The 26115-nt window shown below is 69.9% G+C and carries 23 protein-coding genes; 13 read left to right on the top strand and 10 right to left on the bottom strand.

Annotation, left to right across the window (positions count from 1 at the left end; translation table 11 throughout):
- The first annotated feature begins 26 nt into the window (after window positions 1-26).
- Window positions 27-653, top strand: coding sequence for a TetR/AcrR family transcriptional regulator (locus ACIBF5_RS08685; protein ID WP_396809532.1), 627 nt, complete (start codon window positions 27-29; stop codon window positions 651-653).
- Window positions 654-732: 79 nt separating this feature from the next.
- On the opposite strand, the gene ACIBF5_RS08690 is transcribed toward ACIBF5_RS08685, so the two are convergent.
- Window positions 733-2040, bottom strand: a complete 1308-nt coding sequence (locus ACIBF5_RS08690; RefSeq protein WP_396809534.1) for an FAD-binding oxidoreductase — start codon at window positions 2038-2040, stop codon at window positions 733-735.
- A gap of 81 nt (window positions 2041-2121) precedes the next feature.
- On the opposite strand from ACIBF5_RS08690, the gene ACIBF5_RS08695 reads away from it, so the two are divergent.
- The gene (locus ACIBF5_RS08695) at window positions 2122-4209 is read left to right on the top strand and encodes a S9 family peptidase (RefSeq protein WP_396809536.1); all 2088 of its coding nucleotides are present in this window, start codon (window positions 2122-2124) and stop codon (window positions 4207-4209) included.
- A gap of 148 nt (window positions 4210-4357) precedes the next feature.
- Window positions 4358-5593 carry a family 16 glycosylhydrolase gene (locus ACIBF5_RS08700; RefSeq protein WP_396809538.1) on the top strand — a complete coding sequence of 412 codons (1236 nt, stop codon included), beginning with the start codon at window positions 4358-4360 and terminating at the stop codon, window positions 5591-5593.
- Between the two features lie 131 nt (window positions 5594-5724).
- Here ACIBF5_RS08700 and ACIBF5_RS08705 read toward each other — a convergent pair whose 3' ends face one another.
- The gene (locus ACIBF5_RS08705) at window positions 5725-6669 is read right to left on the bottom strand and encodes a threonine/serine dehydratase (RefSeq protein WP_396809540.1); all 945 of its coding nucleotides are present in this window, start codon (window positions 6667-6669) and stop codon (window positions 5725-5727) included.
- Window positions 6670-6788: 119 nt separating this feature from the next.
- On the opposite strand from ACIBF5_RS08705, the gene ACIBF5_RS08710 reads away from it, so the two are divergent.
- From ACIBF5_RS08710 to ACIBF5_RS08730, 5 genes are all read left to right on the top strand, one after another.
- Entirely contained in the window at window positions 6789-7844 is a 1056-nt protein-coding gene (locus tag ACIBF5_RS08710; RefSeq protein WP_396809542.1) for a DUF4352 domain-containing protein, read from the top strand.
- Window positions 7845-8044: 200 nt separating this feature from the next.
- On the top strand, window positions 8045-8401 hold the full coding sequence (locus tag ACIBF5_RS08715) for an STAS domain-containing protein (RefSeq protein ID WP_396809544.1): 357 nt from the start codon (window positions 8045-8047) through the stop codon (window positions 8399-8401).
- A 155-nt stretch (window positions 8402-8556) separates the two neighbouring features.
- Window positions 8557-9078, top strand: a complete 522-nt coding sequence (mscL, locus tag ACIBF5_RS08720; RefSeq protein ID WP_396809546.1) for a large conductance mechanosensitive channel protein MscL — start codon at window positions 8557-8559, stop codon at window positions 9076-9078.
- A gap of 65 nt (window positions 9079-9143) precedes the next feature.
- Window positions 9144-9380 carry a hypothetical protein gene (locus tag ACIBF5_RS08725; RefSeq protein WP_396809548.1) on the top strand — a complete coding sequence of 79 codons (237 nt, stop codon included), beginning with the start codon at window positions 9144-9146 and terminating at the stop codon, window positions 9378-9380.
- Between the two features lie 77 nt (window positions 9381-9457).
- Window positions 9458-9835: a hypothetical protein gene (locus tag ACIBF5_RS08730; RefSeq protein WP_396809550.1), complete on the top strand. Its 378-nt coding sequence runs from the start codon at window positions 9458-9460 to the stop codon at window positions 9833-9835.
- A 31-nt stretch (window positions 9836-9866) separates the two neighbouring features.
- Here ACIBF5_RS08730 and ACIBF5_RS08735 read toward each other — a convergent pair whose 3' ends face one another.
- Window positions 9867-10799: an SCO2521 family protein gene (locus ACIBF5_RS08735; RefSeq protein WP_396809552.1), complete on the bottom strand. Its 933-nt coding sequence runs from the start codon at window positions 10797-10799 to the stop codon at window positions 9867-9869.
- A gap of 336 nt (window positions 10800-11135) precedes the next feature.
- Between ACIBF5_RS08735 and ACIBF5_RS08740 the strand changes: the two genes are divergently transcribed.
- Window positions 11136-12107, top strand: coding sequence for an FAD-dependent oxidoreductase (locus ACIBF5_RS08740; protein WP_396809554.1), 972 nt, complete (start codon window positions 11136-11138; stop codon window positions 12105-12107).
- Window positions 12108-12235: 128 nt separating this feature from the next.
- On the top strand, window positions 12236-16585 hold the full coding sequence (locus tag ACIBF5_RS08745) for a HEAT repeat domain-containing protein (protein ID WP_396809556.1): 4350 nt from the start codon (window positions 12236-12238) through the stop codon (window positions 16583-16585).
- A gap of 41 nt (window positions 16586-16626) precedes the next feature.
- Here the strand turns inward: ACIBF5_RS08745 and ACIBF5_RS08750 are convergent, their stop codons facing one another.
- The 4 genes from ACIBF5_RS08750 to ACIBF5_RS08765 all read right to left on the bottom strand — a co-directional run bounded on the left by ACIBF5_RS08750 (window position 16627) and on the right by ACIBF5_RS08765 (window position 21702).
- Window positions 16627-17586 (bottom strand): SCO2522 family protein, encoded by a 960-nt coding sequence (locus tag ACIBF5_RS08750; protein ID WP_396809557.1) that lies wholly within the window; start codon window positions 17584-17586, stop codon window positions 16627-16629.
- Window positions 17583-18503 (bottom strand): SCO2523 family variant P-loop protein, encoded by a 921-nt coding sequence (locus tag ACIBF5_RS08755; RefSeq protein WP_396809559.1) that lies wholly within the window; start codon window positions 18501-18503, stop codon window positions 17583-17585. The genes ACIBF5_RS08750 and ACIBF5_RS08755 overlap by 4 nt, the downstream gene beginning before the upstream one ends.
- Window positions 18504-18505: 2 nt before the next feature.
- Window positions 18506-20347: an SCO2524 family protein gene (locus tag ACIBF5_RS08760; protein ID WP_396809561.1), complete on the bottom strand. Its 1842-nt coding sequence runs from the start codon at window positions 20345-20347 to the stop codon at window positions 18506-18508.
- 323 nt (window positions 20348-20670) lie between these two features.
- Complete coding sequence (locus tag ACIBF5_RS08765) at window positions 20671-21702, bottom strand: LuxR C-terminal-related transcriptional regulator (RefSeq protein WP_396809563.1); 1032 nt, start codon at window positions 21700-21702, stop codon at window positions 20671-20673.
- Window positions 21703-21765: 63 nt separating this feature from the next.
- On the opposite strand from ACIBF5_RS08765, the gene ACIBF5_RS08770 reads away from it, so the two are divergent.
- A complete protein-coding gene (locus ACIBF5_RS08770) occupies window positions 21766-22485 on the top strand; it encodes a PP2C family protein-serine/threonine phosphatase (protein WP_396809565.1) in 720 nt (239 codons plus the stop codon).
- Between the two features lie 63 nt (window positions 22486-22548).
- Here the strand turns inward: ACIBF5_RS08770 and ACIBF5_RS08775 are convergent, their stop codons facing one another.
- Both ACIBF5_RS08775 and ACIBF5_RS08780 read right to left on the bottom strand, forming a co-directional pair.
- Window positions 22549-22860 carry a hypothetical protein gene (locus ACIBF5_RS08775; RefSeq protein ID WP_396809567.1) on the bottom strand — a complete coding sequence of 104 codons (312 nt, stop codon included), beginning with the start codon at window positions 22858-22860 and terminating at the stop codon, window positions 22549-22551.
- A 120-nt stretch (window positions 22861-22980) separates the two neighbouring features.
- Window positions 22981-23886, bottom strand: coding sequence for an NAD-dependent protein deacetylase (locus tag ACIBF5_RS08780; RefSeq protein ID WP_396809569.1), 906 nt, complete (start codon window positions 23884-23886; stop codon window positions 22981-22983).
- A 213-nt stretch (window positions 23887-24099) separates the two neighbouring features.
- On the opposite strand from ACIBF5_RS08780, the gene ACIBF5_RS08785 reads away from it, so the two are divergent.
- On the top strand, window positions 24100-24894 hold the full coding sequence (locus ACIBF5_RS08785) for a DUF4184 family protein (protein ID WP_396809571.1): 795 nt from the start codon (window positions 24100-24102) through the stop codon (window positions 24892-24894).
- Between the two features lie 59 nt (window positions 24895-24953).
- Here the strand turns inward: ACIBF5_RS08785 and ACIBF5_RS08790 are convergent, their stop codons facing one another.
- Entirely contained in the window at window positions 24954-25226 is a 273-nt protein-coding gene (locus ACIBF5_RS08790; protein ID WP_396809573.1) for a helix-turn-helix domain-containing protein, read from the bottom strand.
- 35 nt (window positions 25227-25261) lie between these two features.
- Between ACIBF5_RS08790 and map the strand changes: the two genes are divergently transcribed.
- Complete coding sequence (map, locus tag ACIBF5_RS08795; RefSeq protein WP_396809575.1) at window positions 25262-26029, top strand: type I methionyl aminopeptidase; 768 nt, start codon at window positions 25262-25264, stop codon at window positions 26027-26029.
- The last annotated feature ends 86 nt before the right edge of the window (window positions 26030-26115 follow it).

Below are 26115 nucleotides of genomic sequence, written 5' to 3' on the forward strand. Positions count from 1 at the left end.
CCGAGCAGCCGATTTAGACTGCGGCAATGCCATCGATCACCCGACGCGCGACTGATCCCGGCCGCCGTGCCTCGGTCGAAGCCCAGATCCTCGCCGCGACCGAACGGCTGCTGGCCGGCGGGGCGAGTTTCACCGAACTCGGCGTGCAGCGGATCGCCGCCGAGGCGGGTGTCGCCCGGTCGACCTTCTACACGCACTTCCGGGACAAGAGTGAGCTGCTCGTGCGGTTGGCCCACGAGATGCGGACCATCGGCTACGACACCGGCATCGACTGGAAGCCCTCCGACGGGCTGGACGTCCTGATCGACGTCTTCCAGCGGATCGTGCGGGTCTACCGGGAATACGCCGCCGTGCTCGCCGCGATCAGCGAGGTCGCCGCGTACGACGCAACGGTGCGGGATTTCTGGATCGCCGGGCACAGCCGGTTCGTCGAACACACCGTGCAGGTGTTGACCTCCGAACGGGACGGCAACCGGATCCCTGACCTGCACGTGTCGTACGCCGCCCAGGTGATCGTGATCGGTGGCGACCGTGCCATATCCGAGTACGTGGCGACGACCCCCGGTGACAGCAGCGGCGACGACGCGTTCGGTGAGGAGCTGGCCAAGATCTGGTGGTACGGCGCCTACCAGCGCCGCCCGCAACAGGGCTGACGCCTGGCGCCCTGCTGGTGGGCGGCGCCAGGCGTCAGCGGCACAGGGGCCGGCGGGGAATCAGGTGCCGGCGGCGGACTCAGAGGCCCCCGACGTAGCGACCCGGGGCGAATCGGTGGTCCGGGTCGAAGCGTTCCTTCACCCGGCGCAGCAACGGCAGAGTGGGCAGGGTGCCCCAGAAGTCGATCTCCCCTCGGATCCGGGGCGGGGCCGACAGCACCACGCAGCGACCGTTACGAGCCGACAGCACGCGGCGCACCACCGAGAGGATCGATCCGATCTGCTCGGGGGCGACGTAGCCGGGCAGCGCGGCGTACACCACGCCGAGGCCGGCAGAGCCGCGGACCGAGATCGGGGTACCGGCGGCGTCGCCCAGCGCGTAGAGCACGGCGTGCAGGTCGGTCGAGGGTACGTCGACACGTACGGCGACGTCGTCGGCCGTGAACGGGTAGCGGCCCCACCAGGCCGGTGCCCTGGTGTCGACCCGACTGTCACCGTCGAGCAGCTCGACGAGACGGGCCACCCGCCCACCGACGTCGGCCTGGCCGCCCTCCAGCAGGACGGAGAGGCTGCCGGCGGCTGGCAGCCCGGTGCGGTGGCCGCCGCCGATGCCCTCCTTCGGCAGATCGACCTCGATCGCCGCCGGGCTCAGCCAGGCGCCGTGGATGGACCGGACGAGCTGGTGCACCTCCAGCGGAGACCGGACCGAGCGGGACACCCAGATCCGGGTCGCCGGGGTCGTCTGGAGCCGCATCGTCGCCGAGACCAGCACACCGAGTGCACCGTTGGAGCCGCAGAGCAGCCGGGCCAGGTCGTAGCCGGTGGTCTCGCCGGCCGCCCAGCCACCGGCGTGGTGCAGCGCCCCGGTCGCGTCCACGTAACTGACTCCGACGAGCCGGTCGCCGGGCGAGCCATGCCGGTGACGCATCGGGCCGGTCTCGTCGGCGGCCACCATGCCACCGATGGTCGCGTCGGGTGACGGCAGGTCGAGCGGGAGCCGTGTACCGGTCCGGGCCAGCGCGGCCTGCACCGCGCGGACCGGCGTGCCGGCCCCGACCTCGGCCACCATCTCGTCGACGGCGTGGTGCCAGATTCCGGCCAACCGACCGGTGTCGAGCACGACGTCCACCCGTGACGGTGGCGCACCCCAGTCCATTTTGGTGCCGGCACCGCGGGGCACCACCGAGAGCGCGTGGTCGGCGGCGACCCGCAGCACGGCACTCACCCCGTCTGCGGTGCCGGGCGCCGCCACCCAGTTCGCCGCCCTTCCGGCCACCCCGTCGGCCATGCCGGCCGGGCGGACGAACCGTTCCCCACAGATGTCGGCCAGTCGCTGGCCGATCCCCCCACGAGCTGCCCGCTCCACCGCTGTCATCGATGTCCCCACGACGCTTATCGTACACATGTTCTAATCTTTGCCAACGGTCAGTGCCGGTCCGGCGCCGTCGGGGGCGGTAACGTGGCCGTCGTGAGCACTGAGACACCCGCCGCCCCCATCGCCAACCGGGTCCCGAGCGAGCGCACCCACCACGGCGACACCGTCATCGACGAGTACGCGTGGCTCGCCGCGAAGGAGGAACCGTCGACGATCGCCTACCTGACCGCCGAGAACGACTACACCGAGGCCGTGACGGCACCCCTGGCCACGCTGCGGGAGACGCTCTTCGTCGAAACCAAGGACCGCACCCAGGAGACGGACCTCTCGGTGCCGGCCCGAAAGGGCGGCTACTGGTACTACACCCGCACCGTCGAGGGTCAGCAGTACGGCATCCACTGCCGACGCCCGGTCGCCGAGGGCGAGACCGAGCCACCGGCCACCGGTGACGGCGCCCCGCTCGACGGCGAGGAGATCCTGCTCGACGGCAACGCCCTCGCGCAGGGCCAGGACTTCTTCGCGCTCGGCACCTTCGACGTGAGCCCGGACGGGAACTGGCTGGCGTACTCCACCGACTTCGCCGGTGACGAACGCTTCACGCTGCGGGTGAAGGACCTACGCACCGGGGAGGTGCTCGCCGACGAGGTCCCCGACACCTTCTACGGCAGCGCCTGGTCCGGGGACGGCTCGACCCTGTTCTACCTGACCGTGGACGAGGCATGGCGGCCGAACCAGGTGTGGCGGCACACCGTGGGCGGGGCTGCCGCTGACGACGTCGTGGTCTACCAGGAGGACGACGAGCGGTTCTGGGTCGGTGTGGAGCTGACCCGCTCGGAGAAGTTCATCGTCGTCGAGTCGCACAGCAAGGTCACCAGCGAGGTACGGGTCATCCCGGCCAGCAACCCGACCGGCGAGCCGGCGGTGGTCGCACCCCGCCGACAGGGCGTCGAGTACTCGATCGAGCACCACGGGCACCGGTTCCTGATTCTGCACAACGACGGCGCCGAGGACTTCGCGCTCGCGTACACGTCGGCGGACAACCCCGGCGACTGGGTGCCGTTGATCGAACACACGCCCGGCACCCGACTGGAGTCGGTGGACGCGTTCGCCAACCACCTGGTGGTCTCGCTGCGCAGCGAGGGTTTGACCGGGCTGCGGGTGCTCACCACCGGCAGCACGGACTCGTACGACATCGACTTCCCGGAGCCGATCTACAGCGTCGGGCTGGACTCCAACCCGGAATACCAGACCAGCACCGTGCGGTTGCGCTACACCTCCCTGGTCACCCCGGACTCGGTCTACGACTACGACCTGGTGACCCGGGCGATGGTGCTGCGCAAGCAGAAGCCGGTGCTGGGCGGCTTCGACCCGGCCGCGTACGAGCAGCACCGGGACTGGGCGTTGGCCGACGACGGCACGCGGGTGCCGATCTCGCTGGTCTGCCGCGCCGGTACGCCCCGCGACGGCTCGGCCCCCTGCGTGCTCTACGGCTACGGCTCGTACGAGGCGAGCATGGACCCGTGGTTCTCGATCCCCCGGCTCTCGCTGCTGGACCGGGGCGTCATCTTCGCGGTCGCACACGTCCGGGGCGGCGGTGAGCTGGGCCGGCACTGGTACGACGAGGGCAAGATGCTGGCCAAGAAGAACACCTTCACCGACTTTGTCGCGGTGGCCCGGCACCTGGTCAAGTCCGACTGGACCACGGCCGACAAGCTGGTGGCCCGGGGCGCGTCCGCAGGCGGCCTGCTGATGGGCGCGGTGGCGAACCTGGCACCGGAGGCGTTCGCCGGCATCGTGGCGCAGGTGCCGTTCGTCGACGCGCTGAACTCGATCCTCGACCCGTCGCTGCCGCTGACCGTGACCGAGTGGGAGGAGTGGGGCAACCCGCTGGCCGACCCCGAGGTGTACGCGTACATGAAGTCTTACACCCCGTACGAGAACGTGGCGGCGGTGAGCTACCCGGCGATCCTCGCGGTGACCAGCCTGAACGACACCCGCGTGCTGTACCACGAGCCGGCGAAGTGGATCGCCCGGCTGCGGGCGGTGGCACCGGAGGGGTCGTACCTGCTGAAGACGGAGATGGGGGCTGGGCACGGCGGGCCGAGCGGGCGCTACGACTCGTGGCGCGAGGAGGCGTTCATCACGGCGTGGACGCTGGACCGCTTCGGTATTTCCCACTGAGACGGCTCGCCGTCTCGTCCGGAGGCCTACCACCGGGGCCCGGCAACCTGTCGCTGGGCCCCGGCAACTCACGAATATTGCCGGAATTGACGCAGTTATTAGTTAACAACCTTGTTAAAAAGCCATCAGTTGTTATAGAAGTATGTCCATGCGTACACGACGGATCGCCCTGGCCCTCGCCCTGCTCGGGGCGAGCCTGGCCACCCTGCTGACGGCTCCCGCGCCCGACGCCGCCCAGGCGGCGCCGGGCGCACTCACCTGGAGCGACGAGTTCAACGGAGCCGCGGGCACCGGCCCGGACGGCAACAAGTGGAAGTTCGACATCGGCGGCGGCGGCTGGGGCAACAACGAGCAGCAGTACTACACCAACTCCACGCGCAACGCCGCGCACGACGGCAACGGCAACATGGTGATCACCGCTCGCCGCGAGAACCCGGCGAACTACCAGTGCCACTACGGCACCTGTCAGTACACCTCGGCCCGGTTGCTCACCGCGGACCGGTTCAGCCAGACGTACGGTCGCTACGAGGCCCGCATCAAGATTCCGCGTACGCAGGGCATCTGGCCCGCGTTCTGGATGCTCGGCGGTTCACAGTGGCCGGACAACGGCGAGATCGACATCCTGGAGAACATCGGCCGGGAGCCGAGCACTGTCTGGGGCACCCTGCACGGTCCCGGTTACTCCGGCGGGAACGCGATCAGCAGCAGTTACACCCTGCCGAACGGGCAGGCGTTCGCGGACGCCTTCCACACCTTCACCGTGGACTGGGCACCGGACTCGGTGACCTGGTACGTCGACGGCATCCAGTACGCCCGCAAGACCCCGGCCGACCTGCGCGGCAATCGTTGGGTCTACGACCACCCGTTCTTCATGATCATGAACGTGGCGGTCGGCGGCTACTGGCCCGGTTACCCGGACGGCAGCACCCAGTTCCCCCAGCAGATGCTGATCGACTACGTCCGGGTCTGGGCCTGGAACACCGGTGGCGGCGGAAACCCCGGCACCGGCGGGCCACTGATCGGGTACGGCAACAAGTGCGTCGACATCCCCGGCGCGAACCCGATCGACGGCGCCCAACTCCAACTCTGGGACTGCAACGGCACCGATGCCCAGCGGTGGAGTTTCCCGGGCGACGGTACGGTCCGGGCGATGGGCAAGTGCATGGACGTGGCGTGGGGCTCGACCGCCAACGGGGCGAACATCCAACTCGCCACCTGTAGCGGCAACGCGGCCCAGCAGTTCGTCCTCACCGGCGCCGGTGACCTGGTCAACCCGCAGGCCAACAAGTGCGTGGACGTACGGGACTGGAACACCGCGAACGGCGCCAAGCTCCAGACCTGGACCTGCGGCGGGGGCGCGAACCAGAAGTGGCGCCGAGGCTGACGACACGTTCAGCGGAGGCGGCACCAGGTAGCACGGCTACAGCAGTCGGCATCGGCTACAGCATCGGCATCGGCATCGGCATCGGCATCGGCATCGGCTGACCGTCGGTGGTCGCCCGGGTGGAAGAGCACTCAGGCGGCCACCGCGGCGGCGAGCACGGCCGGGTCGACGTTGCCGCCGCTCACCACCGCCACGGTACGTCCGGACGGCAGTTCGTCCCGGTGGAACAGCCGGGCGGCGGCAGCCACCGCGCCGCTCGGCTCGACCACCAGCCGGGCGCCCCGGACCAGCTGAGCGGTGGCGGCGGCGATCTCGGACTCGGTGACCGTGAGGATGCCGTCGAGCCGCTCCCGCAGATGCGCCAGGGTGAGTTCGGAGAGGCTGGTACGCAGCCCGTCGGCGCTCGTGCGGTGGGTCCGTGCCAGGTCCCAGACCACGAGTCTCCCGCTCTCCAGCGACTCCCGCGCGTCGGCCGCGTACGCGGGCTCGACCCCGTAGACCCTGGTCAGTGACGGGAGCGCCTTGATCGCGGTGGCGACACCGGAGGAGAGACCACCGCCGCCCACCGGCACCAGCACCACCTCGACCCCGGGCAGGTCCTCAACGATCTCCAACCCGATCGTGCCCTGTCCAGCGATCACGTTCCGGTCGTCGTAGGGCGGGATCAGGGTGCGGCCCCGCTCGGCGACGATCCGCTCGGCAGCGGCGAGACGTTCGGCCGCGGGTACGAGCACCACCTCGGCACCGAGCGCCCGTACCTGTTCGATCTTGATCGACGGCGCCCCCTCCGGGATCACCACCGTGCAGGGCGCCCCGGCGTCGCGGGCCGCGTACGCCAGCGCCTGACCGTGGTTTCCGGAGGAGTGGGTGACCACGCCCCGGGTTCGCTCGGCATCCGTGAGCCGCGCGACCGCGTTGGTGGCACCACGCAGCTTGAACGAACCGACCGGCTGGAGGCTTTCCGGCTTGAGCCAGAACTCCCGATCCCAGCCGACCGGGAGCAGTGGGGTACGGACGACCCGGCCGGCGATCCGCGTTGCCGCGTCCCGGACATCGTCCAAGGTCACCAGGTCCATCCGATCATCTAACCGCAGTATGGGCTGCTGTGGCGGGGTCAGAAACGGCGATCTCGAACGGACAAAGAGGCACCTAAGCCTAGAATCAGGCAAAGTGTTCGCGTGATCGGGGGACCGCGATGCCCACGTCCGACCGACCGGAGAACGAGCCGCCCGAACCCCGTCCCGAGCCCACCCCGCGACCGGATCCGGGGCCCGAATCCGGAAACGACGCCCCTGGCCCGCACGCACAGCCGTGGAGTTGGTCGGTCGACCCGGACCCGCCCACCAGCGAGCCGACCCCGGATCCGGAGGGAGGCTCCACGGTCGACGAGCCACTTCCGCCTCCCCCGGTCGACGGACCGGCAGCCGCCACCGGTCCACCCGACCCACGGCCCGACCCCCCGCCGGACTGGTCCACCCCGGACACCCCCGTGGTGGCCCCACCGATCGGCGGCGACCCGCCACTGCCCCACCCCGACCCACCACCGTCGTACGCCGACCAGTCGCGGCCCGACCCGCCGCCCGACGAGCAGTGGCATGTCGAAGAGTCGTTTCCGGACCAGCCGCGATCCGAGCAGCCGCCCCCGGACGACTGGTCACCGGGCCAGTCGGTCTCCTGGCTCGACGACCCCGACGCGGACCCGCACCCGGTGCGTCCGGAACGCCGACGACGACTCTGGCTGCTGCTCGGGGTCAGCGTGGCACTGGTGATCTGCTGCTGCGCCGGCGTCGTGGGTACGGCGCTGACCTGGGGCGGTGACATCTACACCCGGGTGGAGAGCCGGGGGCAGCGGGTCGTCGGGCTCAACCAGGCCGGTCGGGACGGGGATCTTGAGTTCCTGGTGAGCGGGATCCGATGCGGCGTCGACCAGGTCGGTGACCGCCTGGTCAACCAGGCCGCCGTCGGCCAGTTCTGCCTGGTGGAGCTCGCCGTCCGCAACGTCGGGAAGCGTCCGGCGTTCTTCACCGACGCGCTCCAGCGGGCGTACGGGCCGGACGGGGCGCTGTTCACCGCCGACAGCGAGGCGAGCCTGCTCGCCAACGCCGACCAGCAGGTCTTCCTCAACGAGATCAACCCGGGCATCCTGGTGACGGGCGCACTGGTCTACGACATCCCGGTCCGCGCCCGGATCGTCCGGCTACGGCTGTACCACGTACCCTCCTCGCCCGGTCTCGTCGTCCGCGTCGAATAGCCGCCGCTCCAGCCGCTCGGAAGCAGTCACGGTCACCTCCGTCCGCCGGGAGTTGGCGGATCGTTCGGCGGAGTGTCGGCAGGGGCGGCTCCCGGCCGCCGCCACCCGGTAAGGAAAATGGTGTTCGCCAACCGGGCGTCCCGGTCCTGCCACCACACCTCTCGGTGGAGTACCGTTCTGTCGATAACAGGAGGTCGCGAATGTCCTTGACGGTGCACACGGAGCAGCGCGGCGACGTGGTCGTCGTAGCGGTCGCGGGCGAGCTGGACATGGCCACGGCCCCGCAGTTGCAGGACGAGATCACTGATCTGCTCGACCGGGGCAAGTCTCGGCTGGTCTTCGACCTGACCGAACTCACGTTCTGCGACTCGACCGGGCTTTCGGTGTTCGTACGCGCGAAGAACAGCTCCGACGAGGCCGGTGGGGTGGTACGACTCGCCTCCCCGCAGCGCGGCGTGTTGCGCATCCTGGAGGTCAGCGGGCTGGTGGAGGTGCTGCAGACCCACCCTTCGGTGGAGCAGGCCATCGCCGCGGACCAGAGCCCGGCCTCGTCCTAGTACGCCCATCGTCGCCCCGCGCGGCGGTGCCTCGCTCGGTGGTGGAACGGTCGCCGCCTGGTCCGCCCCACCCGGCCGACCAGGCGGCACTTTTCTTCGCGCCCTTCCCGGGGCATAGGTTGTCGGTCGACACCGCCAACCTTCCGGAGACGCGAATGCTCAAGGGTTTCAAAGACTTCATCATGCGTGGCAACGTCGTCGACCTCGCGGTCGGCGTCGTCATCGGCGCCGCGTTCACCACCGTGGTCACTCAGCTCACGCTCTCGTTCCTCAAGCCGTTGATCCAACTGCTGGGCGGTTCCGTTGCCACCCCTGCCCCGACCGGCACCCCCGCCGCGCCCGGCACGGAGGTGCCTCCGGCGCCTGGCGCCTGGCACCTCAACGGTGTCGTGTTCGACTGGGCCGCCTTCGTGAACGCGGTGATCACCTTCTTCATCACCGCCGCGGTGCTCTACTTCCTGGTGGTGCTCCCGCTGAACAAGCTGGCCGAGCGCCGCCGCCGCGGCGAGGAGCCGCCGCCGGCCGCGCCGAGCGAAGAGGTCAAGCTGCTCACCGAGATCCGGGACGCGCTGGTCGCCGGCGGTCGGGTGCCGTCGCAGCACCGGGAGGCATTCGACAACCTGACCGGTCGGGACTACCCGCCGGCGGGACGGGACTACCCCACGCCGGGCCGCTGACCCGCCACGTCTCGAATTTCCGCCTCCCCGCACCCTATCGAACACACGTTCGATAGGGTGCGATCATGGAACAGCGGAAGCACTGGTGGAACGGCAAATGGGGGCACCTCGCCCGGCGGGACGTCTACCTGCGTACGGATGCCGACCAGTGGTACCTGGAACAACGGGCCGGCGGCGCCGAGGGGATCTCCCGGTTCTTCGAGTACGACAGCGAGGACGAGGCGTACGAGGCGGTACGCGGCCTGCTGGTCGGACCGGACAACTGGCGGGAGCTCTCGGCCCGGCCGCCCGGACTCGGCTGAGCGCGGCCACTCGCGGTGCCGTCCGCCGGGCCCCGCGTCCGGGTTTAGCGCGGTGACCAGCAGGGAATCGCCCAGACATGCACAGCAACGTCCCAACCAGCCCCGAGCCCATCGCCCAGGTGACCACCGGCATGCGGGTCGTCGACCCGGTCGGCGAGGAGGTCGGTACGGTCGTCGCGGTCCGCGTCGGCGACCCGAACGCGGTGACCGCGCACGACCCCCCGGGTGGTGACGGCGTGCTCGGTGACCGGGTGCCGCACACCGAGTACGGGGAGGAGCCGGACGTACCGCCAGACCTCGCCGCCCGGCTGCTGCGAACCGGGTATCTGAAGGTGGACAGCCCCGGCCTGCTCGCCCGTGACCTCTACATCGAGGCCGACCAGATCGCCGACGTGAACCAGGATGTGGTGGAGTTGACCGTCGGTCGGGCCGAGCTGATCCCCGAGGCCCACTGACCCGTCTCCGCGGTCTCGGACCGGCCGACGCTCAGCGACTCGGGGTTTCGAGCAGGGCGATGGCGCTGAGGCTGACCTGGTCGCGAATGCGGTTCACCGACGACTCCCACTGCCGGGTGAAGCCGGGGCGCCGTTCGAGCGCCTGCCAGACCGAGAGCACGGACTCGTCGAGGCGGGCGGCGGGCATCCAGAGGTGCAACAGGCAGTCGATCGCCGGCCGGAGCCGGTCGAGCTTCTGCGACCGGCTACCCGGACCGGTGAGACTGGCCTCCATCAGGGCGAGCAGCGTGGTGAGCAGCCAGTCGTGCAGTGCCAGGTCCTCGCAGAGTTCCACGATCGTCTGCACGTCCCGGTCCGCCGCGGTCAGTTCGAGCGTACGGAGGGTGTCCGACTCGACCCGGAAGGTGCCGCTCAGTTCGGCCTCGGGGTCTTCGGACGGCAGCAGGACCCAGCGCAGGCAGGTTCTCTGGGCTCGGAACGGCGGGCGGTGGTCGAGCGTTGCCGACGCCTGCACCGTGTCCATGCTGCGGGCGCTGATCGCGCCGAGGTTGAGCGCGGGAGACTGGTACGCGGCGCCGAGGAACCCCCGGGTCATGTCCCGTACGTCAACCTTGCCGATCGTCTCCACCTGCCCCGGCCGGGAGAGGTAGTGCGACCAGACCAGCCGACGGTTGGCGGCGGCGCGGGCGATCCGGGTGTGGGTGGAGCCCTGCAACACGTGCCCGCCGGTGACGGCGGCGTGCGAGACCACCGTGCCGACACCCCGGCTCCGACTGCCGGTGCCGGTCGGAAGTCGGCAATCGACTCCGGTGAGCTGGTCCGGCGAGACGGCGTACGCGATCGGCCGTTCCGAGCGACGAACCCGTTCACCGGTCAGCAGGTCCAGCAGTTGGGCGGTCCGATCCAGCGACAGCGCGGTCGAGTTCTGGAGCAGCCCGGTGTGGACCTCGCCCACGGTCAGCATGGCACCTCCGCAACGTCACGCGCCGCCCTGCCGCGGCTTGCGACCAGGACGTCTCATCGATCGACCGGTTTTCATCCCATCATCGGACCGGCGTGCAACGTGAGGGACACGCGAAATGCACGCGTAACGATCGTCGCTCAGGTGTGGCGGGCTTCGGCCGGGCGGATCAGCCGTGCCTTCGGTGCCTCCGGCGGCGAACGGCGTACCCGGGTCCGGGTGTTCATGCCGAACGGCACCGGTTCCGCACAGGCTTTTACGACGGAAGTCCCGGATACACCTTTTCACTGAACTTCCAGGGGTCGACCGGCAACGCAATCCGCGCCATAGGCTCAAGTGGTGACGGCTGCCAACATAGACGTACTTGTTGTCGGTGCCGGGGTGACCGGCCTGACCACGGCGGTATGTCTTGCCGAGAGCGGACGGTCGGTTCTGGTCCGGACCCGGGAGCGACCGGCGGAGACGACCTCGTACGCGGCCGGCGCGATCTGGGGACGGGTGATCGCCGCGCACGAGCGGGCGGCCCACTGGGGCCAGCAGACGCTCGCTGCGCTCAAGCCGCTCGCCAGGGCGACCGGGACCGGGGTACGCCTGGTGACCGGCATGGAGGCCACCCGCACCTGGTCACCACCGCACCCGTGGCTGACCGAGGTCGACGACTTCGCACTCTGCCGACCGGCCGAGCTGCCCAGCGGCTTCGTCTCCGGCTGGCGGTACACCGCACCGGTCATCGACATGCCGCGCTACCTCGACTACCTGGTGCGCCGACTGCACCGGGCCGGTGGCCGGATCGAGCGGGCCACGGTCGGCTCGCTCAGCGAGGTCGCCGCCGAGGCTCCGGTGGTGGTGAACTGCACCGGTTCCAGCGCCCGGGAGCTCGTGCCGGACAACGAGGTACGACCGACCCGGGGACAACTGGTGGTGGTGGACAACCCCGGCGTTGACTGGTTCTTCGCGGAGAGCAGCAACGATCTCGCCGAACTGACCTACTTCCTCCCGCACGGGGACCACATCGTGCTCGGCGGCACCATGGAGCCCGAACGCTGCGACGCGACACCCCGGGCGGAGACGGCGGCAGCGATCGTACGACGCTGCGCCGCCGTCGAACCCGCTCTGGCACGGGCCCGGATCCTGAGTCACCGGGTAGGTTTCCGGCCAGTTCGCTCGCAGGTCAGACTGGATCTGATCAATGTGGACGGAACGCGGATCATCCACAATTACGGCCATGGCGGCAGCGGGATCAGCCTTTCCTGGGGCTGCGCTCTCGACGTGCTCGACATGATCGAATCACGTACCGCAACCTCGTCCTGAAAATCATCAACGATGATGCCTTCTTCGACCGCCGATACTGCTGTCGGGGGCTCGATGACGGGCAAATTATTCTTGCGTCCTATTGATACGGTTACGTCACGCGCCGCTCACGCCGCATAGGAGCCGCCGTGACCAAGGTCTACGTGTCAGCCACTTTCCGGGATCTACAGGAATGTCGCGCCGCGGTGCAGCTCGCGCTGCGCCGGCTCCGGGTCGAGGACATGGCGATGGAGTCCTATGTCGCGGAGGATCGGCGCCCGCTGGAACGATGCCTCGAAGATGTCCGGGAATGTGATGTCTACGTGGGCATTTTCGCCTGGCGCTACGGTTTCGTGCCGCCCGGCTACGGCCGCTCGATCACCGAATTGGAATACCGTGAGGCGCTGAACAGCGGAAAGCCCTGCCTGATCTTTCTGCTCGACGAGGAAGCGCCGTGGCCACGAACCTTCGTCGACCGGGGCGCGGACGCCGAACAGATCGAGGCGCTCCGCGCCGAACTGGCTGATCGGCACATGTGCAGCATCTTCACCGACGCCGCCGACCTGGCCGCCCGGGTCACCGCCGCGGTGGCCGTACGGCTGGCGGAGACCGGGTGGCCCGGTCACGGGCTGAACGCCCTCGGCCAGGACACGGTCAAGCGCTACTTCGCCCGGCTGCGCCAGCACTACGGCGTACTGGACCTGGACGCCCTCACCCCGACACAGAGTGAGGACTACCTACAGATCGGTCTCGCGTCGGTCTTCGTGGAACAAACCGTACGGGCGGATCCGCCGCCGGCCGAGGTTCCCCGCGAGTGGCGGCAGCGGGCGCCGGTCGACGGGAACCTGTCCCCGGAGAACGTGCCGGCCGAGGTGAGCCCGAGTGAGCTGGCCCATCTACAGGAGTCCTACCGGGCCAAACCGTTGCAACGACTCTTCGACGTGCTCGGCTCACCCGAGCAACGGACCGTGGTGCTTCTCGGCGACCCCGGCTCGGGCAAGTCCACCGCCGCCCGCTACCTCGTCCTCACCCTGGCCGGCGGGCACCCCGACGACCGGCTGGCGACCCTGACCGACCACCTGCCGCTGCTGGTCGAACTCCGCTCGTACGTCACCCTCGCCGCCGAGGGCCGCTGTCAGAGCTTCGTCGACTACCTGGACCACCGGGCGCACACCGACGGCCTGGGCATCGACCGGACGGCGCTGCTGCGCCACCTCACCCTCGGCCGGACGGTGGCCGTCTTCGACGGTCTCGACGAGGTCTTCGACCGTCGCCGCCGGCAGGAGGTGGTCAGCCAGATCGCCGGCTTCGCCGCCGACTTCCCACAGGTACGCGTCATCGTCACCTCACGGGTGGTCGACTACGCCCGACGGATCCTGACCGACGTCGGGTTCACCCACTTCACCCTCCAGGACCTCGACTCCGACCAGACCGCGGAGTTCCTCGGACACTGGTACCGGCTCGCGATCCACGACCGGCCGCAGGACGCCCTGATCCGCCAGGCGCGCCTGCTCGACGCGATGCGCCACTCGCACGCGATCCGGGAGCTGGCCGGAAATCCACTGCTGCTGACCATCCTCGCGATCATCGGGAAGCACCAGGCACTACCCCGCGAACGGTGGCGGCTCTACGACCACGCGGCAACCGTGCTGGTCGAACACTGGGACGTCAACCGCCACCTCCGCGACCAGCACCAGGATCCGGACTTCATCGGCACCGAGGACAAGAAGGAACTGCTCCGGCGGCTCGCGTACCGGATGCAGTCCGCCGAGGGCGGCCTCAGCGCCAACTACATCGAGGCCGAGGAGCTGAGCCAGGTCTTCGAGGACTACCTGGTCGAGCGCTACCACCGCGACCCGGCCGCGGCCCGCGCCATCGCCCTGTCGATGATCAACCAGTTCCGGGAGCGAAACTTCATCCTCAGCCGGTACGGCTCCCACCTGTACGGCTTCGTCCACCGCACCTTCCTGGAGTTCTTCTGCGCCGACGCGGTGCTGACCAAGTTCCAGCACGACCGGGTGCTCACCATCGGCGAGGTGAAGGACCTGTTCCGCCAGCACTGGCCCCGGCAGTCCTGGCGGGAGGTGCTCCGGCTGCTCGCCGGCGCGCTACCCGAGGAACGTACGGCGGAGATCATCGATCTGCTGACGAACGAGGTGAACCAGTCCTGGCCGCCGACCCCGTTCAGCCGGCCGCCCTGGAACCTGGCCCTGGCGGTGCAGTGCCTCGCCGAGGTCCGCACCATCTCACCGGTGGTGGCGAAGCCCGCCGCCGCGCTGCTGCGCAAGCTCATCCTGCTGTTGGAACACGGCGTGTCGATCCACGACCGCAAGACGGCGGAGCTGATCGAGGAGGAGATCCTGCCGGCGGCACAGGCGGTCGGTACGGACTGGCCGGACCGGGAGGCGTACCTGCGCTGGTACCGCCGACGCGGGGTTCGGGTGGCCTGGAGTCCGGTCTCGGCGTACGCCGCCCGGCTCGCCGCGATGCTCTCCACGCCGAACGAGCGGATCGACGAACTCTTCGACCAGGAACTCGGCGAGCAGGAGGGCAGCTCGGCCGCGTACGCCTGGGTCGCCGGGCTGAGCGAGGTGGCACAGCTCGCCACCGCGTCGGCGGAGAGCACCGCACACCGGACGGCAGCGGAACTGGTCCGCGCCCGGCTGATCAGGCGTGCCCGCGACGACGACTACACCGGCGTCCGGCTCGCCGCGGTGCAGGCCCTCGGAGAACGTTTCGGCGCCGACCACCGGGCCCGCGAACTGCTCACCGAGCGGGCCTGCAAGGACGGGTACTCCGGGGTACGGCTCGCCGCGGTGCAGGCGCTGGGCGAACGCTTCCGGGGCGAACCACCCGTACGCGAGCTGCTGCTGGAGCGGGCCTCCACCGACGAGAACGCCAGCGTCCGGCAGGCGGCGGTGCGGTTGCTCGGTGAACGCTGCAGCGGTGAGGACGAGCTGCGGGCGATGTTGCTCGACCGTCTCGACAGCGACTGCGACGCGGACGTGGTCCGGATGGCCGCCCAGGTCCTGATCGAACGCTTCAACGCGAGCGGGGAGGTCCGTGACCGCCTGATCGAGCGGGCCCGCGACGACGTCGACCCCGTGCTGCGTCGGGCGACGGTACGGGCCCTTGGCGAACGACTCGGCGTCGACCCGGTGGTCCGGACGCTCCTGGTCGCGCGCATCCGCTCGGACAGCGACGCCGCGGTGCTCCGTGCCGCTACCCAGTCCCTGGTCGAGCGGTTCGGACCGGACCCGGAACTGCGCGAGCTGCTGGAGATCCGGATCCGGTCCGACGACGACGAGGTGATCCGCCGGACCGCGCTGCGGGTGCTGGTCGAATGCTTCGCCGACGAGGAGTCGCTGGTCGAGCTGCTGACGGTGGTGGCCGGGCACGACCGGGACGCGGACGTACGGCTGATCGCCGTCGAGGCACTGGTCGACCGGCTGCGCGGCGCACCGGAGCTGGTGGAGAGCCTGGTCCGGCTGGCCAGGGTCGACTCCGATCCCCGGATCCGGCTGGCCGCGGCGAGGGCGCTGGTGCACCGGATCGGCATCGACCCGGAAGCCCGGGAGACGTTGACCGGGTTGGCCCGGGACGACGCCAGCTCGGCGGTACGCCTGACCGCGGTACGCGCGCTGGCGGAGTGGGTGGCCGAGGACGACGTACGACAACTGATCATCGAGCGGGCCGTCGACGACAGCGGGGCGGAGGTACGCCTCGCGGCGTCGCGCGCCCTCGCGGCACAGGCCGGATCGGATCCTCGGGTGCACGCCGTACTCGTCGACCGAGCGCGCCGGGACCAGGCCGGTGAGGTCTTCGCCCACGCCGCGTCGGTGATCGCCGGACTGCCCGGGACCGACACCTCGGTCGTGTGGGAGCTGCTCGCCGGACGGGCCGTCGACACCAGTCCCCGGCTGCGGCTCGCCGCGGTGCGGATGCTGGTGGAGCGGTTCCGGGGCGCACCGGAACTCGCCACGATCCTGCTGGACCGGGTTCGTCTGGACCCGGACGCCGAACTGCTCCGGGCAGCGGCGACCGCGCTGGCCACCCACCCCGCCGCGACCGAACTGGGCGCGGCGTTGGCGCGGCGGGTCGAGAGCGAGGAGGGCCTGGTCCGCTGCGTGGCGGTACGCATCCTCGGCGACCATTTCGGCGCCGAGCCCGGAGTCCGTGAACTGCTGCTCGACAAGGCCCGACACGACACCGACGTGCAGGTACGCCGGGAGGTGTTGGGAGTGTTGGGTGAGCGGCTGGCCGAGCATCCCCAGGTGCGGGCGCTCTTCGTGGAACGGCTCTACGACCACGACTGGTCGGTGCGGGTGACCGCCGTGCGTCTGCTCGGCACCCGGTTCGGCGACGACCCGGAGACCCGTACGCTCCTGACCGGGCTGGCCCGACACGGTGACGATCCCGGCTTCCGCCGGTTCGCCGGCCAGGCGCTGACCTGGCTACCCGGAGCGGATCCGGACCACCTACCGGACATTCCGCGATGACCGCAGGCCGAGCCGGTGAACCGCACCGGGTGACCGTGGGGTCAGTCGGAGATGAAGACGTACTCGATCCGTTCGACCAGGTCCTTGGGGAGGTCGACGTGCTCGTTGCGGCTCCGGGTGTGGATCTGGTCGAGCACCGCCGGGCCGATCGACACCTGGCTGAGGATCGTCCGTACGGCGTGTTCGATCGGGAGGAAACGCGACCCGAGCACCGAGAAGGTGCGGTACGCGCTGAACGGCGCCGCACGCGGGTTCAGTTTGACCACGGCCGGCAGTTCGTCCCAGTCGTCCGGCCATTCCTCCAGCTGGTACGGGTTGGTCACCCCTTCGCCCTCGTGCCGCAGCAGGCCGAGGCGCATGAGCTGCCAGACCCCGGCGAGGAAGGGGCAGGACCAGATCAGTTGCCCGTTCTCGTCGAAGTCCCAGAGTTCGACGTCCATGAAGATCGAGTGTCGGTTGGCCGCGTTCTGCACCGGCGGCTGCCAGACGTAGTCGCTCATCGCCTGTGCCGGCCCGGTGGCCGGGGAGCGCCTGCCGTTGCAGAGCCAGCCGGTCTCGGTGAGCGGTGGCCGGTCCCCGTTGGTCTCCGGCACCGGGTCGGAGACCAACTGGTCCACCACGAGCTGGGCCAGCGGAATGCCGTCGGCCTCCGCGCAACCGGACTCGCGAGCGAAGTAGTCGATCACCAGACCGGTGCCCTCGACCGCCTCCTGGAGTTGCCGAACCACCTCGCCGGGGGTACTGAACCGGGTGAAGTAGTCGTCGATCAGGAAGCAGGTGCTGATCCTGGCCCGTCCCTTCGGCACCCGGTCGACGGCCGCCTGTCGGGCCGCGGCCACCCAGGGCGCGACCCGGGAGAAATGTCGGCGCAGCCTCTCGACGCCGCCGGCGAACTCCTCGATGTAGAGGTGGCCGAGTTCGATCGAGAGATGGGAGAGCGGGACCGATTCGACGCTTCGTCGGGCCGCCGTCTCTTCGAAGCTCACTTCCGGTTTTGTCACAGCGTCTCCCAGGCCGCGTCGTCGACTATGCGTTTGGCCAGGGAGGAGAAGGCTTCGACCGTCTCCAGATTGGCGATCCGCCGGGCGTACACGTCGTTGTCGGAGATGAGCTGCTCCCGCCATTGCAACACCGGGTCCAACGGCACCGAGCCGATCCTCATGGTCCGACCCACCCGGTTGGTGCTCGCCATCTCCAGCAGGTCCTGGTTGCACTCGCGCAGCCAGGCCACCTGGGGCGGTTGCAGCCCCTCCAACTCGGGTGAATCGGGGTCGACCACGGCGGTACGCACGAACCGCAGCCCGTTGAGCAGGTCGTCGTACGTGTGGCCGCGGCGTACCCCGGTTTCGAGAATGCCCCTGTCCCCGTAGACCAGACTGGAGGCGGCCAGCACGTGTTGCCGGGTCCAGCGGTGGAACACCAACCAGCGCGCCTTGACCGAACGGAGTTCCGGTGAGGCGGTGGCCGCGAGAACGATGTCGGTGGCGTACGACCGACCGGCGCTCAGGTCCACCAGGCTGAGTTCGAACTCCTCCTCCAGCCGGAGGAAGAGGCGAATGCACTGGCGCACCCGTTCCTCACTGCTCGGGAACTCTCCGCCGCCGACGTCGCCGGGGAGCAACGTCAGCCGACCCGCTCCCGGTGGTCGGTTCCGGAGGCTGGGCCGGTCGGAGTCGGCCCAGACGTCGAGGCGGTGTGGTTCCGCGCACTCGGAGTTGAGGTAGTTGTGCAGCCCGGTCTGGGTGGTGGTGCCGTGCACCGCCCGGTCGATGTTGAAGATGGCGCCGGCCGTGGGCGAGCCGAAGTCGAAGTCGAGATAGCAGACGTCGGTCCCCTGCAACGCGCTGCGATAGAGCACGTTGCTGCTGGTCACGGAGCGGCCGGTGCCACCCTTGTCGGAAGTCGCGAAGATCAGCATGATCAGCCCGCCTCGGAGACGTCGCGGCGGGCGGCGGCGAGTTCGTCGAGCGCACGCAACACCTCGGTGGCCAGCGCGGCGGCGCTGCCGGGCCGGTCCTGCACGATCTCCCGGGACCGGCGCAGGTTCACCCGGATCAGGTGCAGGGTCTGCTGCATCTTCGGGCCGCCCTCGGCGGCACCGCTGAGCAGCTCCATGTCGTACAGGTGCTCCGCCTCGCTGAGCAGGTCCAGCGCGTAGTCGGCCAGCTTCTCACTGCGTAGCGGCGGTCGGTTGAGCATGTTCGCGGTCGTGACCAGCCCCTGCACCACCCGTTCGGTGTAGTACCAGGAGGTTCCCTCCTGGGTGTGCTTGAGCTGCCGGAAGACCTTCGCCGGCTGGTCCCAGAGACTCCGTCCGACACCGCCGTCGAGCCGCCGGGCGGAGAGGTGCTCCCAGACCCGGTCGGCGAGGTCGAGCAGGGCACCCCGCTGCTCGGCGTCGCTGAGCAGGCCGGCGATGAAGGCCGTACGTTGCAGCAGCAACGCGGAGAACTCACTCACCATCCAGCGCAGCCGTGGACCACCGAGTTGTTCGCTGCCGTTGAGGGTCAGCCGTACGCCGGGTGAGTGCAGCGTCAGCGCGGGGTCGGCGTCGAACGGGCGGCGGGTGATCCGCGCCCGGTTGGCCAACTCGACCAGGGCCAGGCCGACCCGACTCAGCTCGGCGTCCGTACCCCGCTCCTGCACCAGCCCCTTCACCGCGAGCGAGGTGACCAGCAGGGTGTAGTAGTCGGAGGCGTCCTCGTCGGTGGTCCGCCACGGGATGTCCTCCAGCGGCCAGCGGTGGCTGTCGCCGAAGGTCGCGACCGTGGCCCAGTAGGTCCTGGTCAGCTCCCACCGCAGTTGCAGCGCCCGGGAGAGTCGCTGCTGCTCGTCGTTGAGCAGACCGAGGATGCGGGTCCGTTCGGAGAAGAGGTCCTCGATGGCGTCGACCGCGATGACCGTGAAGTAGAGGTACGGGGCGTCCTGCGCCACTCCCTTGGGCTGCTCACCGACCAGTTCGTTGGTCTCGATCAGCGGGGCGTCGTTGACGATCCCCCAGGACCATCCACACTCGAACAGTCGGTTCGGGCTCTCCAGGTCGGCAACCTGGCCGGATCCGATCAGAACCTCACGGAACGTGGCCATCGTCTGGCGCAGTGCCCGACGGAGTTGGGAGACGATCTGCCGTTGCGGCAGTTCGGACTGGTTGACCGTACGGATCAGGGCCCGACCCTCGGTGGAGTCGACGTCAAAGACGTTGACGGAGAAGCTGCGCAGTAGGCCGATCATGGCGGCGCTGAGCCGGGTGCTCGCCATCGTCTCCAGAGAAGTGATCTCCTGGAGGATCTCCTCGCGCCGGACCGCGTTGCGGAAGACCCGGAGGAAACCGATGGTCGCCAGCGAGAGGGTGACCGACATCGCGAAGGAGTCCACGATGTCGAGGTGGCGCTGCTCCTCGGTCGCGGGCTGGGTCGGGTCGTCGATGCCGAAATAGCTGTCACCCGAGAAAATGGGCGTACCGGACGGGTCGGTGTAGCGGGTGAAGTACTCGGTCAAGATCTGTACGAGCATCAGCGGTATCTGGGTCGCCGTGCCGAGCGGACGCAATACCTTGATCATTTCATCGGCCGTCTCGTCCGGACGGTCGATGTTGAACGCCGTCACCTGCGTCGACGGCAGGAGCAGGCAGAGCAACTGTTCCGCGTCACTGATCGAATTGGAGCCGTCCGCACCGCCCCACACCCAACGGCCGTCGCGCCAGGACGACCTGACGACGCCAGCCCAGATCTCAAGAAGCTCCTGACGAGGCTGAATCCTCATCTGTCCTGCACCACCATCCGCCAATTGTCATGCAACCGGGTACACCAAGGGGCCCCGGAGAACGGGTGCTTATGGATCATGGCTCGGTGCGAATGCGACCGGAACCAGCTCAGCCAGTCAAGCAAAGACGCTGGTCAGCCCGCGGAATATATGATCTTTCTACAGTGGTGCCACGAATCATGGCGACCACCCCCTCTCGCGGGCCAGTCCTATCTGCCAATGATGGCGTACGCGTCAAGGGTGGAGAAATCGGGACCAGCCGCTGAGACAATTGATCAATAAGAACGGGACGGCGACCGCCTGGAGCGGTTCCGCCACCACACTCAGACCGACTGTGTCGGCCCGGTGAGCTGCCGCCGTACCGCCCAGAGGGCAGCCTCCGTACGGGACGCCGAGCCGGTCTTGCGCAGCAGGTTGGAGACGTGCACCGTCACCGTGCGTACAGAGATGCCCAGGGAGCGGGCCACCTGCTTGTTCGACATCCCGGCGGCCAGACAGCCGAGCACCTCGACCTCACGAGCGGTCAGCTCCGCGCCGAGCGGTTCGACCGGCCACTCCACCACGGGCAACGGCTGCTCCGGCGGCGACTGCTGGACCAACCCCGCCGGCCCGTGCCCGCCCTGGGTCGCGAGCAGCTCGGTGAGCCGGTACGGGTTCCCCCCGGTCCGTTCCCGCACCGCCTCGACCAACGGCGGGTCGACGACGCCGTCCGGGTAGACCTGCGCCAGCACCGCCGCGACCTGGTCCCGGGTCAGCGGGCCGAGGTGCTGGCGGATCGAGCCCGGGGCACCGGCGAGACGGGCCAGCGTACGGGCGGCGAGTTCGGGTGCGACCGCCGCTTCCGGCGGCCGGCTGGCAACCACCAGCAGGGCCGGCAACTCGGGCGCGGCGGCCAGTTCGCCGATCAGGTTGAGGCTCGCCGGATCGAGCGCGTGCAGGTCCTCGACCACGAGTACCGCCGGTCCCGCCCCGACCAGCGCCCGCACGGTCTGTACGGCGAGCCGGAGCAGAGTGCCGGGGGCATAGCGCTCACGGGGCGCGTTCGGGTGCTGGGCCAGCCACGCCAGCGCGTCGGCCGGCAGCGGCAGGTCGCCGCTGTCCCGCCCGGTCAGCACCGCCGCCAACCAGTCGTACGGCGCCGGGCTGTGCACCCGGGCGGTGCCGAAGAGTACGGTGCCGGGCGCGGGGTCGAACGCGTCCAGCGCGGCGGCGACCAACATGCTCTTGCCCACGCCACCCGCCCCGGTGATCAACGCGGTACGGCGTGCCGGCCGGGTCGAGCCGGCCAGGCTGCACCAGGCACGGGCGAGCTCGGTCAGCTCCGCGACGCGCCCGACCATGGCGACCGGCATCATGGACCAACCCTACGCAACAGTGCGTAGAGACGATCCGGTGCTCCGCTTGGCATGCTGCACTCCATGAACCTGAGCCTGCGTACCGCGATCGTCAGCGACCCCGGCCTGGTCCGCACGAACAACGAGGACGCGGCCCATGCTGGCGAGCGGTTACTCGTGGTCGCTGACGGGGTCGGTGGACAGCCGGCTGGCGAGGTGGCCAGCGCGATCGTGATCAAGAACCTGCTGCCGCTGGACCGGGCCCCGATCGGCCCCGACCCGCTCGCCGCACTCACCGGCGCACTCGCCGCGGCGAACCGCCAGATCGCGGCTGCCGCCCAGTCCGATCCGGACCAGGCGGGTCTGGGCACCACGGTGACCGCGGTGCTGCTCACCGGCGACCAACTCTCGGTGCTGCACGTCGGTGATTCCCGCTGCTACCTCGCCCGTGACCCCAACTTCTACCAGTTGACCCGGGACGACACCTTTGTGCAAGAGCTGGTGGACCGGGGCGCGCTTACCCTGGAGCAGGCACACCGACACCCTCAGCGCTCGATCATCACCCGGGCCGTACAGGGCGGTGAACTCGTCCCGGCCACCGCGCTCGTGACGGCGGCACCGGGCGACCGGCTGTTGCTCTGCAGCGACGGACTCTCGGACGTGATCGACGACGACGCGATCGGCGAGGCGCTGGCCCAACACGCGGACCCGCAGCAGTGCGCGGAGCAACTGGTCAAGCTGGCCCACCAGGGCGGCGCCCCGGACAACGTCACGGTGATCATCGCCGACCTCCTGCCGGCCTAGCCGCACCGGGCGGCGGCAGGGGCCGAGTGCCGGCAGGGGCCGAGTGCCGGACGGGCCGGCCGTCTACAGGCCGAAGACGTCCTCGGCTGCCCCGTCGCGGGCGCCGTCGACAAAGCCACGGAACGCGGGGTCGTCGCGGTCGGCGGTGACGCTGGTGACGGTCTCGCCGATGGCCTCGGCCACCGCGTCGATCAGCGGCGGGTAGTCGAGTTCGACGTCGCCGAGATCGTCGTCGTCCGCCTCGGCCAGGTCCAGAACCTGTTGGAGGTCGTCCGCCGAGGTGTCCTGGTCCGTCGCCCAGGCGTGCCCGATGGAGTAGCACTCGTCGTACAGGCCGCGCTGATCATCGGTCCAGTCGCTGTCGTAGTCCGGCACGCTGCGCCTCCTTCGGGGCCGTTCCCATGTGCAGCATGCCCGGCCGTGGCCGGAAGCCGCCAAGGGACGAGAAAACTCGACCCGACCCAGGCGGGAACCCGCGTGTGCAGGCGATCCGATCTACGCCGTGACCGGCGACCCGGCACCGACCGGGCCGACCGCGACCGGCGGCACGGCAACGGCGGGAGGTACGGCGGTGAGCCGGACGAGTTCCGGAAGTACGACACCGAGCGGGGCGTCGATGCTCAGCGCCGCGTACGTGTCTCCCCTGGTGGGGCCCTGGTTGACGATCACCACCGGGATGCCGAGCTTCGCCGCCCGGATGACGAACCGGCGCCCTGACATCACCGTCAGGGACGAACCGAGCACCAGCAGGAGCCGGGCCTTCTCCACCATCGCGAAGCACTGCTGGACCCGGTCGGCCGGCACGGTCTCGCCGAAGAAGACCACGTCGGGCTTGAGCGTGTCACCAGCGCAGGCGGAACATTCGACCATCCGGAACCGGTCGATCTCCTCGTCCGACAGGTCGACGTCGCCATCCGGGTTGAGTGCGGTCACCCGCGCGTCGAACCTCGGGTTCGCCCACGCCATGCGGCGGTCGAGTTCCGTACGGGAGGTCAGGTCGCCGCAGCCCAGGCAGATCACCTTGGCCAGGCTGCCGTGCAGCTCGACCACCCGGTCCGCGCCGCCGGCCTGGTGCAGACCGTCGACGTTCTGGGTCACCACGCCGGTCACGAGTCCCTGGCGCTGCAACTGTGCGACCGCACGGTGCCCGGCGTTCGGGCGGGTCTGCGCCATCCGCCGCCAGCCCAGGAAACTCCGCGCCCAGTAACGTCGGCGGGCCAACGGATCACCGGTGAAGGTCTGGTACGTCATCGGGCTGGTCCGCACCAGCGCCCCGCTCGGTCCCCGGTAGTCGGGGATCCCCGACTCGGTGGAGAGGCCCGCGCCGCTCAGCACCACCACGTCGCCGCCGGCCAGCAACCCGGCCAGCCCGGCGCAACTCTCGGCTGTACCCTCATGCACCGGTCCATGCTGCCGCAGTCCGGGCCCGATCGCCCAGGCTCGGCTGACAACGTGGTCGATCACTCAACGGACATGACCGGCCATTTGGGTACTTTGCGAGTTTCATTCGTTTCACGAATGGCTGACCCCACCCTTCACGCCTCTCGGTCGGGACGAACGGGGCGGTTAGCTGGAGGGGACCGACCACGTACGTGCACGCGGATCGGAGGAGACATGCCGTTCACCGGTAGCCACCCCGCCGCCGTACTGCCGTTCATGCGCTCCGGGCTCGTCCCGTCCGCCCTGGTCATCGGCAGCATGGCACCGGACCTGCCGTACTTCGTGCCGACCGCGTTCGACGGGACCACCACACACACCCTGAGCGGGGCGCTGACGGTGGACCTGCTGCTGGGCGGGGTTGCCTTCGCGGTGTGGCAGGCCGCGCTGGCCCCGTTCGCGATCGCCATCGCGCCGACGACACTGCGGGACCGGATCGATTCCCGGCTTCCCCGAGGGCTCACCTTCCACCTGCGGAGCCCGCGGCGGTTCCTGGTGCTCGTCGCCTCGCTCGGGGTGGGGGCGCTGACTCACGTGGTCTGGGACTCCTTCACCCACTTCGGCCGGTGGGGCACCCGGCACATCGGCTGGCTGGCCGAAATCCACGCCGGACTGCCCGGATACCGTTGGGCGCAGTACGCGAGCGGCCTGGTCGGCGGGGCGGCCCTGCTCGCCTGGTTCGTCCACTGGTGGCACACGAGTACGCCGCAGCCGCGTACCGACCCGCGTACGGCCCCGGTCCCGCGCCCGCTCGCGTACGCGATCTGGGCCTTCATCGGCCTCGCCACGGTTGCCGGCGGCCTGCTCGGCGCCCACCCCTACCTGCACGAATCCGGTCCGTACGTCACCGCGTTCGTGGTCGCCACCCGAGCCGGCGGCGCGGGCATGATCGCCGCCCTCGCGTGCGCCCTCTGCTGGCTGGCGCGCCCCCGCCCACACGACCTCGCCGGCCCACTCCCACCCACCCGGTAGCCCCGACAGGCCCGACTCCCCGGACGCTCCCGGACCGCGTCCACCCGCGCTGGGCGACGCTAAGAGGCCAGTCGGTCGGGCAGATGCGCCGGGGCGGCGAGTTCGTCGACCAGGTCGTTGAGGTTCAGGCCGAGCACTTCCGCGAGGGCGGCCACGGTGAAGAAGGCCGGGGTGACGATGGCCCCACGTTCGATCTTGCGCAGCGTGTCCAGGGAGATGCCGGCGCGGAGTGCGATCTCGGCCGCGCTGCGGGTGCCCCGCGCACGTTGCAGCGCCCGGCCCAGCGCGAGCCCCCGCAGCCGCTCGTCCTCGGTCAGTGGCATACGTACCATGGCCCGATACTAATCCTAGTATTAAAATACCAACCATGGTTGTCCTGAAATCAGAAGCCGAAATCGCGACGATGCGCGAGGCGGGCCGGGTCGTCGCCAACACCCTCGCCGCCGTCGCCTCGGCCGCCCGGTCCGGCGTACGCCTGATCGACCTCGACCTGCTCGCCGCCGAACTCATCGCCAGCGGCGGCGCCAAGCCGTCGTTCCTGAACTACCACCCCGCCTGGGCCCCGACGCCCTACCCCGGCGTGCTCTGCCTCTCGGTCAACGACGTGGTCGTACACGGCATCCCCGACCGTCGGGTGCTCGCCGACGGCGACCTGCTCTCGATCGACTGCGGCGCGTACATCGACGGCTACCACGGCGACGCGGCGATCACCGTCGCCATCGGCGAGATCGACGACGCCGCCCGGCGCCTCTCCGAGGCCACCGACCGGGCGCTCGCGGCCGGCATCGCCGCCGCCCAGGTCGGCGCCAGAATCGGCGACATCTCGTACGCCGTCGAGTCGGTCGCCCGCGCCGCCGGCTACGGCCTCCCGGACGGGCTCGGCGGACACGGGGTGGGAACCGCCATGCACGAGGCCCCGTCGGTGCCCAACACCGGCAAGGCGAACCGTGGCCTGCCGCTGCAGGAAGGGCTGGTGATCGCGATCGAACCGATGCTGATCGAAGGCGGCGGCAGCCACACCCGCACCCTGCCCGACGGTTGGTCGATCGCGACCGCCGACGGCAGCCGTGCGGCCCATTGCGAACACACCATCGCGGTCACCGCCGCCGGTCCGGTGGTGCTCACCGCACCCTGACACGCCGGGGTGACCGGGCGCCCCCCTCCCCCGCGCCCGGTCACCCACCGTACCGCCGGCGGCGACACGGAGTCCCCGCCTCAGGT

The organism is Micromonospora sp. NPDC050417, from assembly GCF_044458865.1.
Lineage (GTDB): Bacteria > Actinomycetota > Actinomycetes > Mycobacteriales > Micromonosporaceae > Micromonospora_G.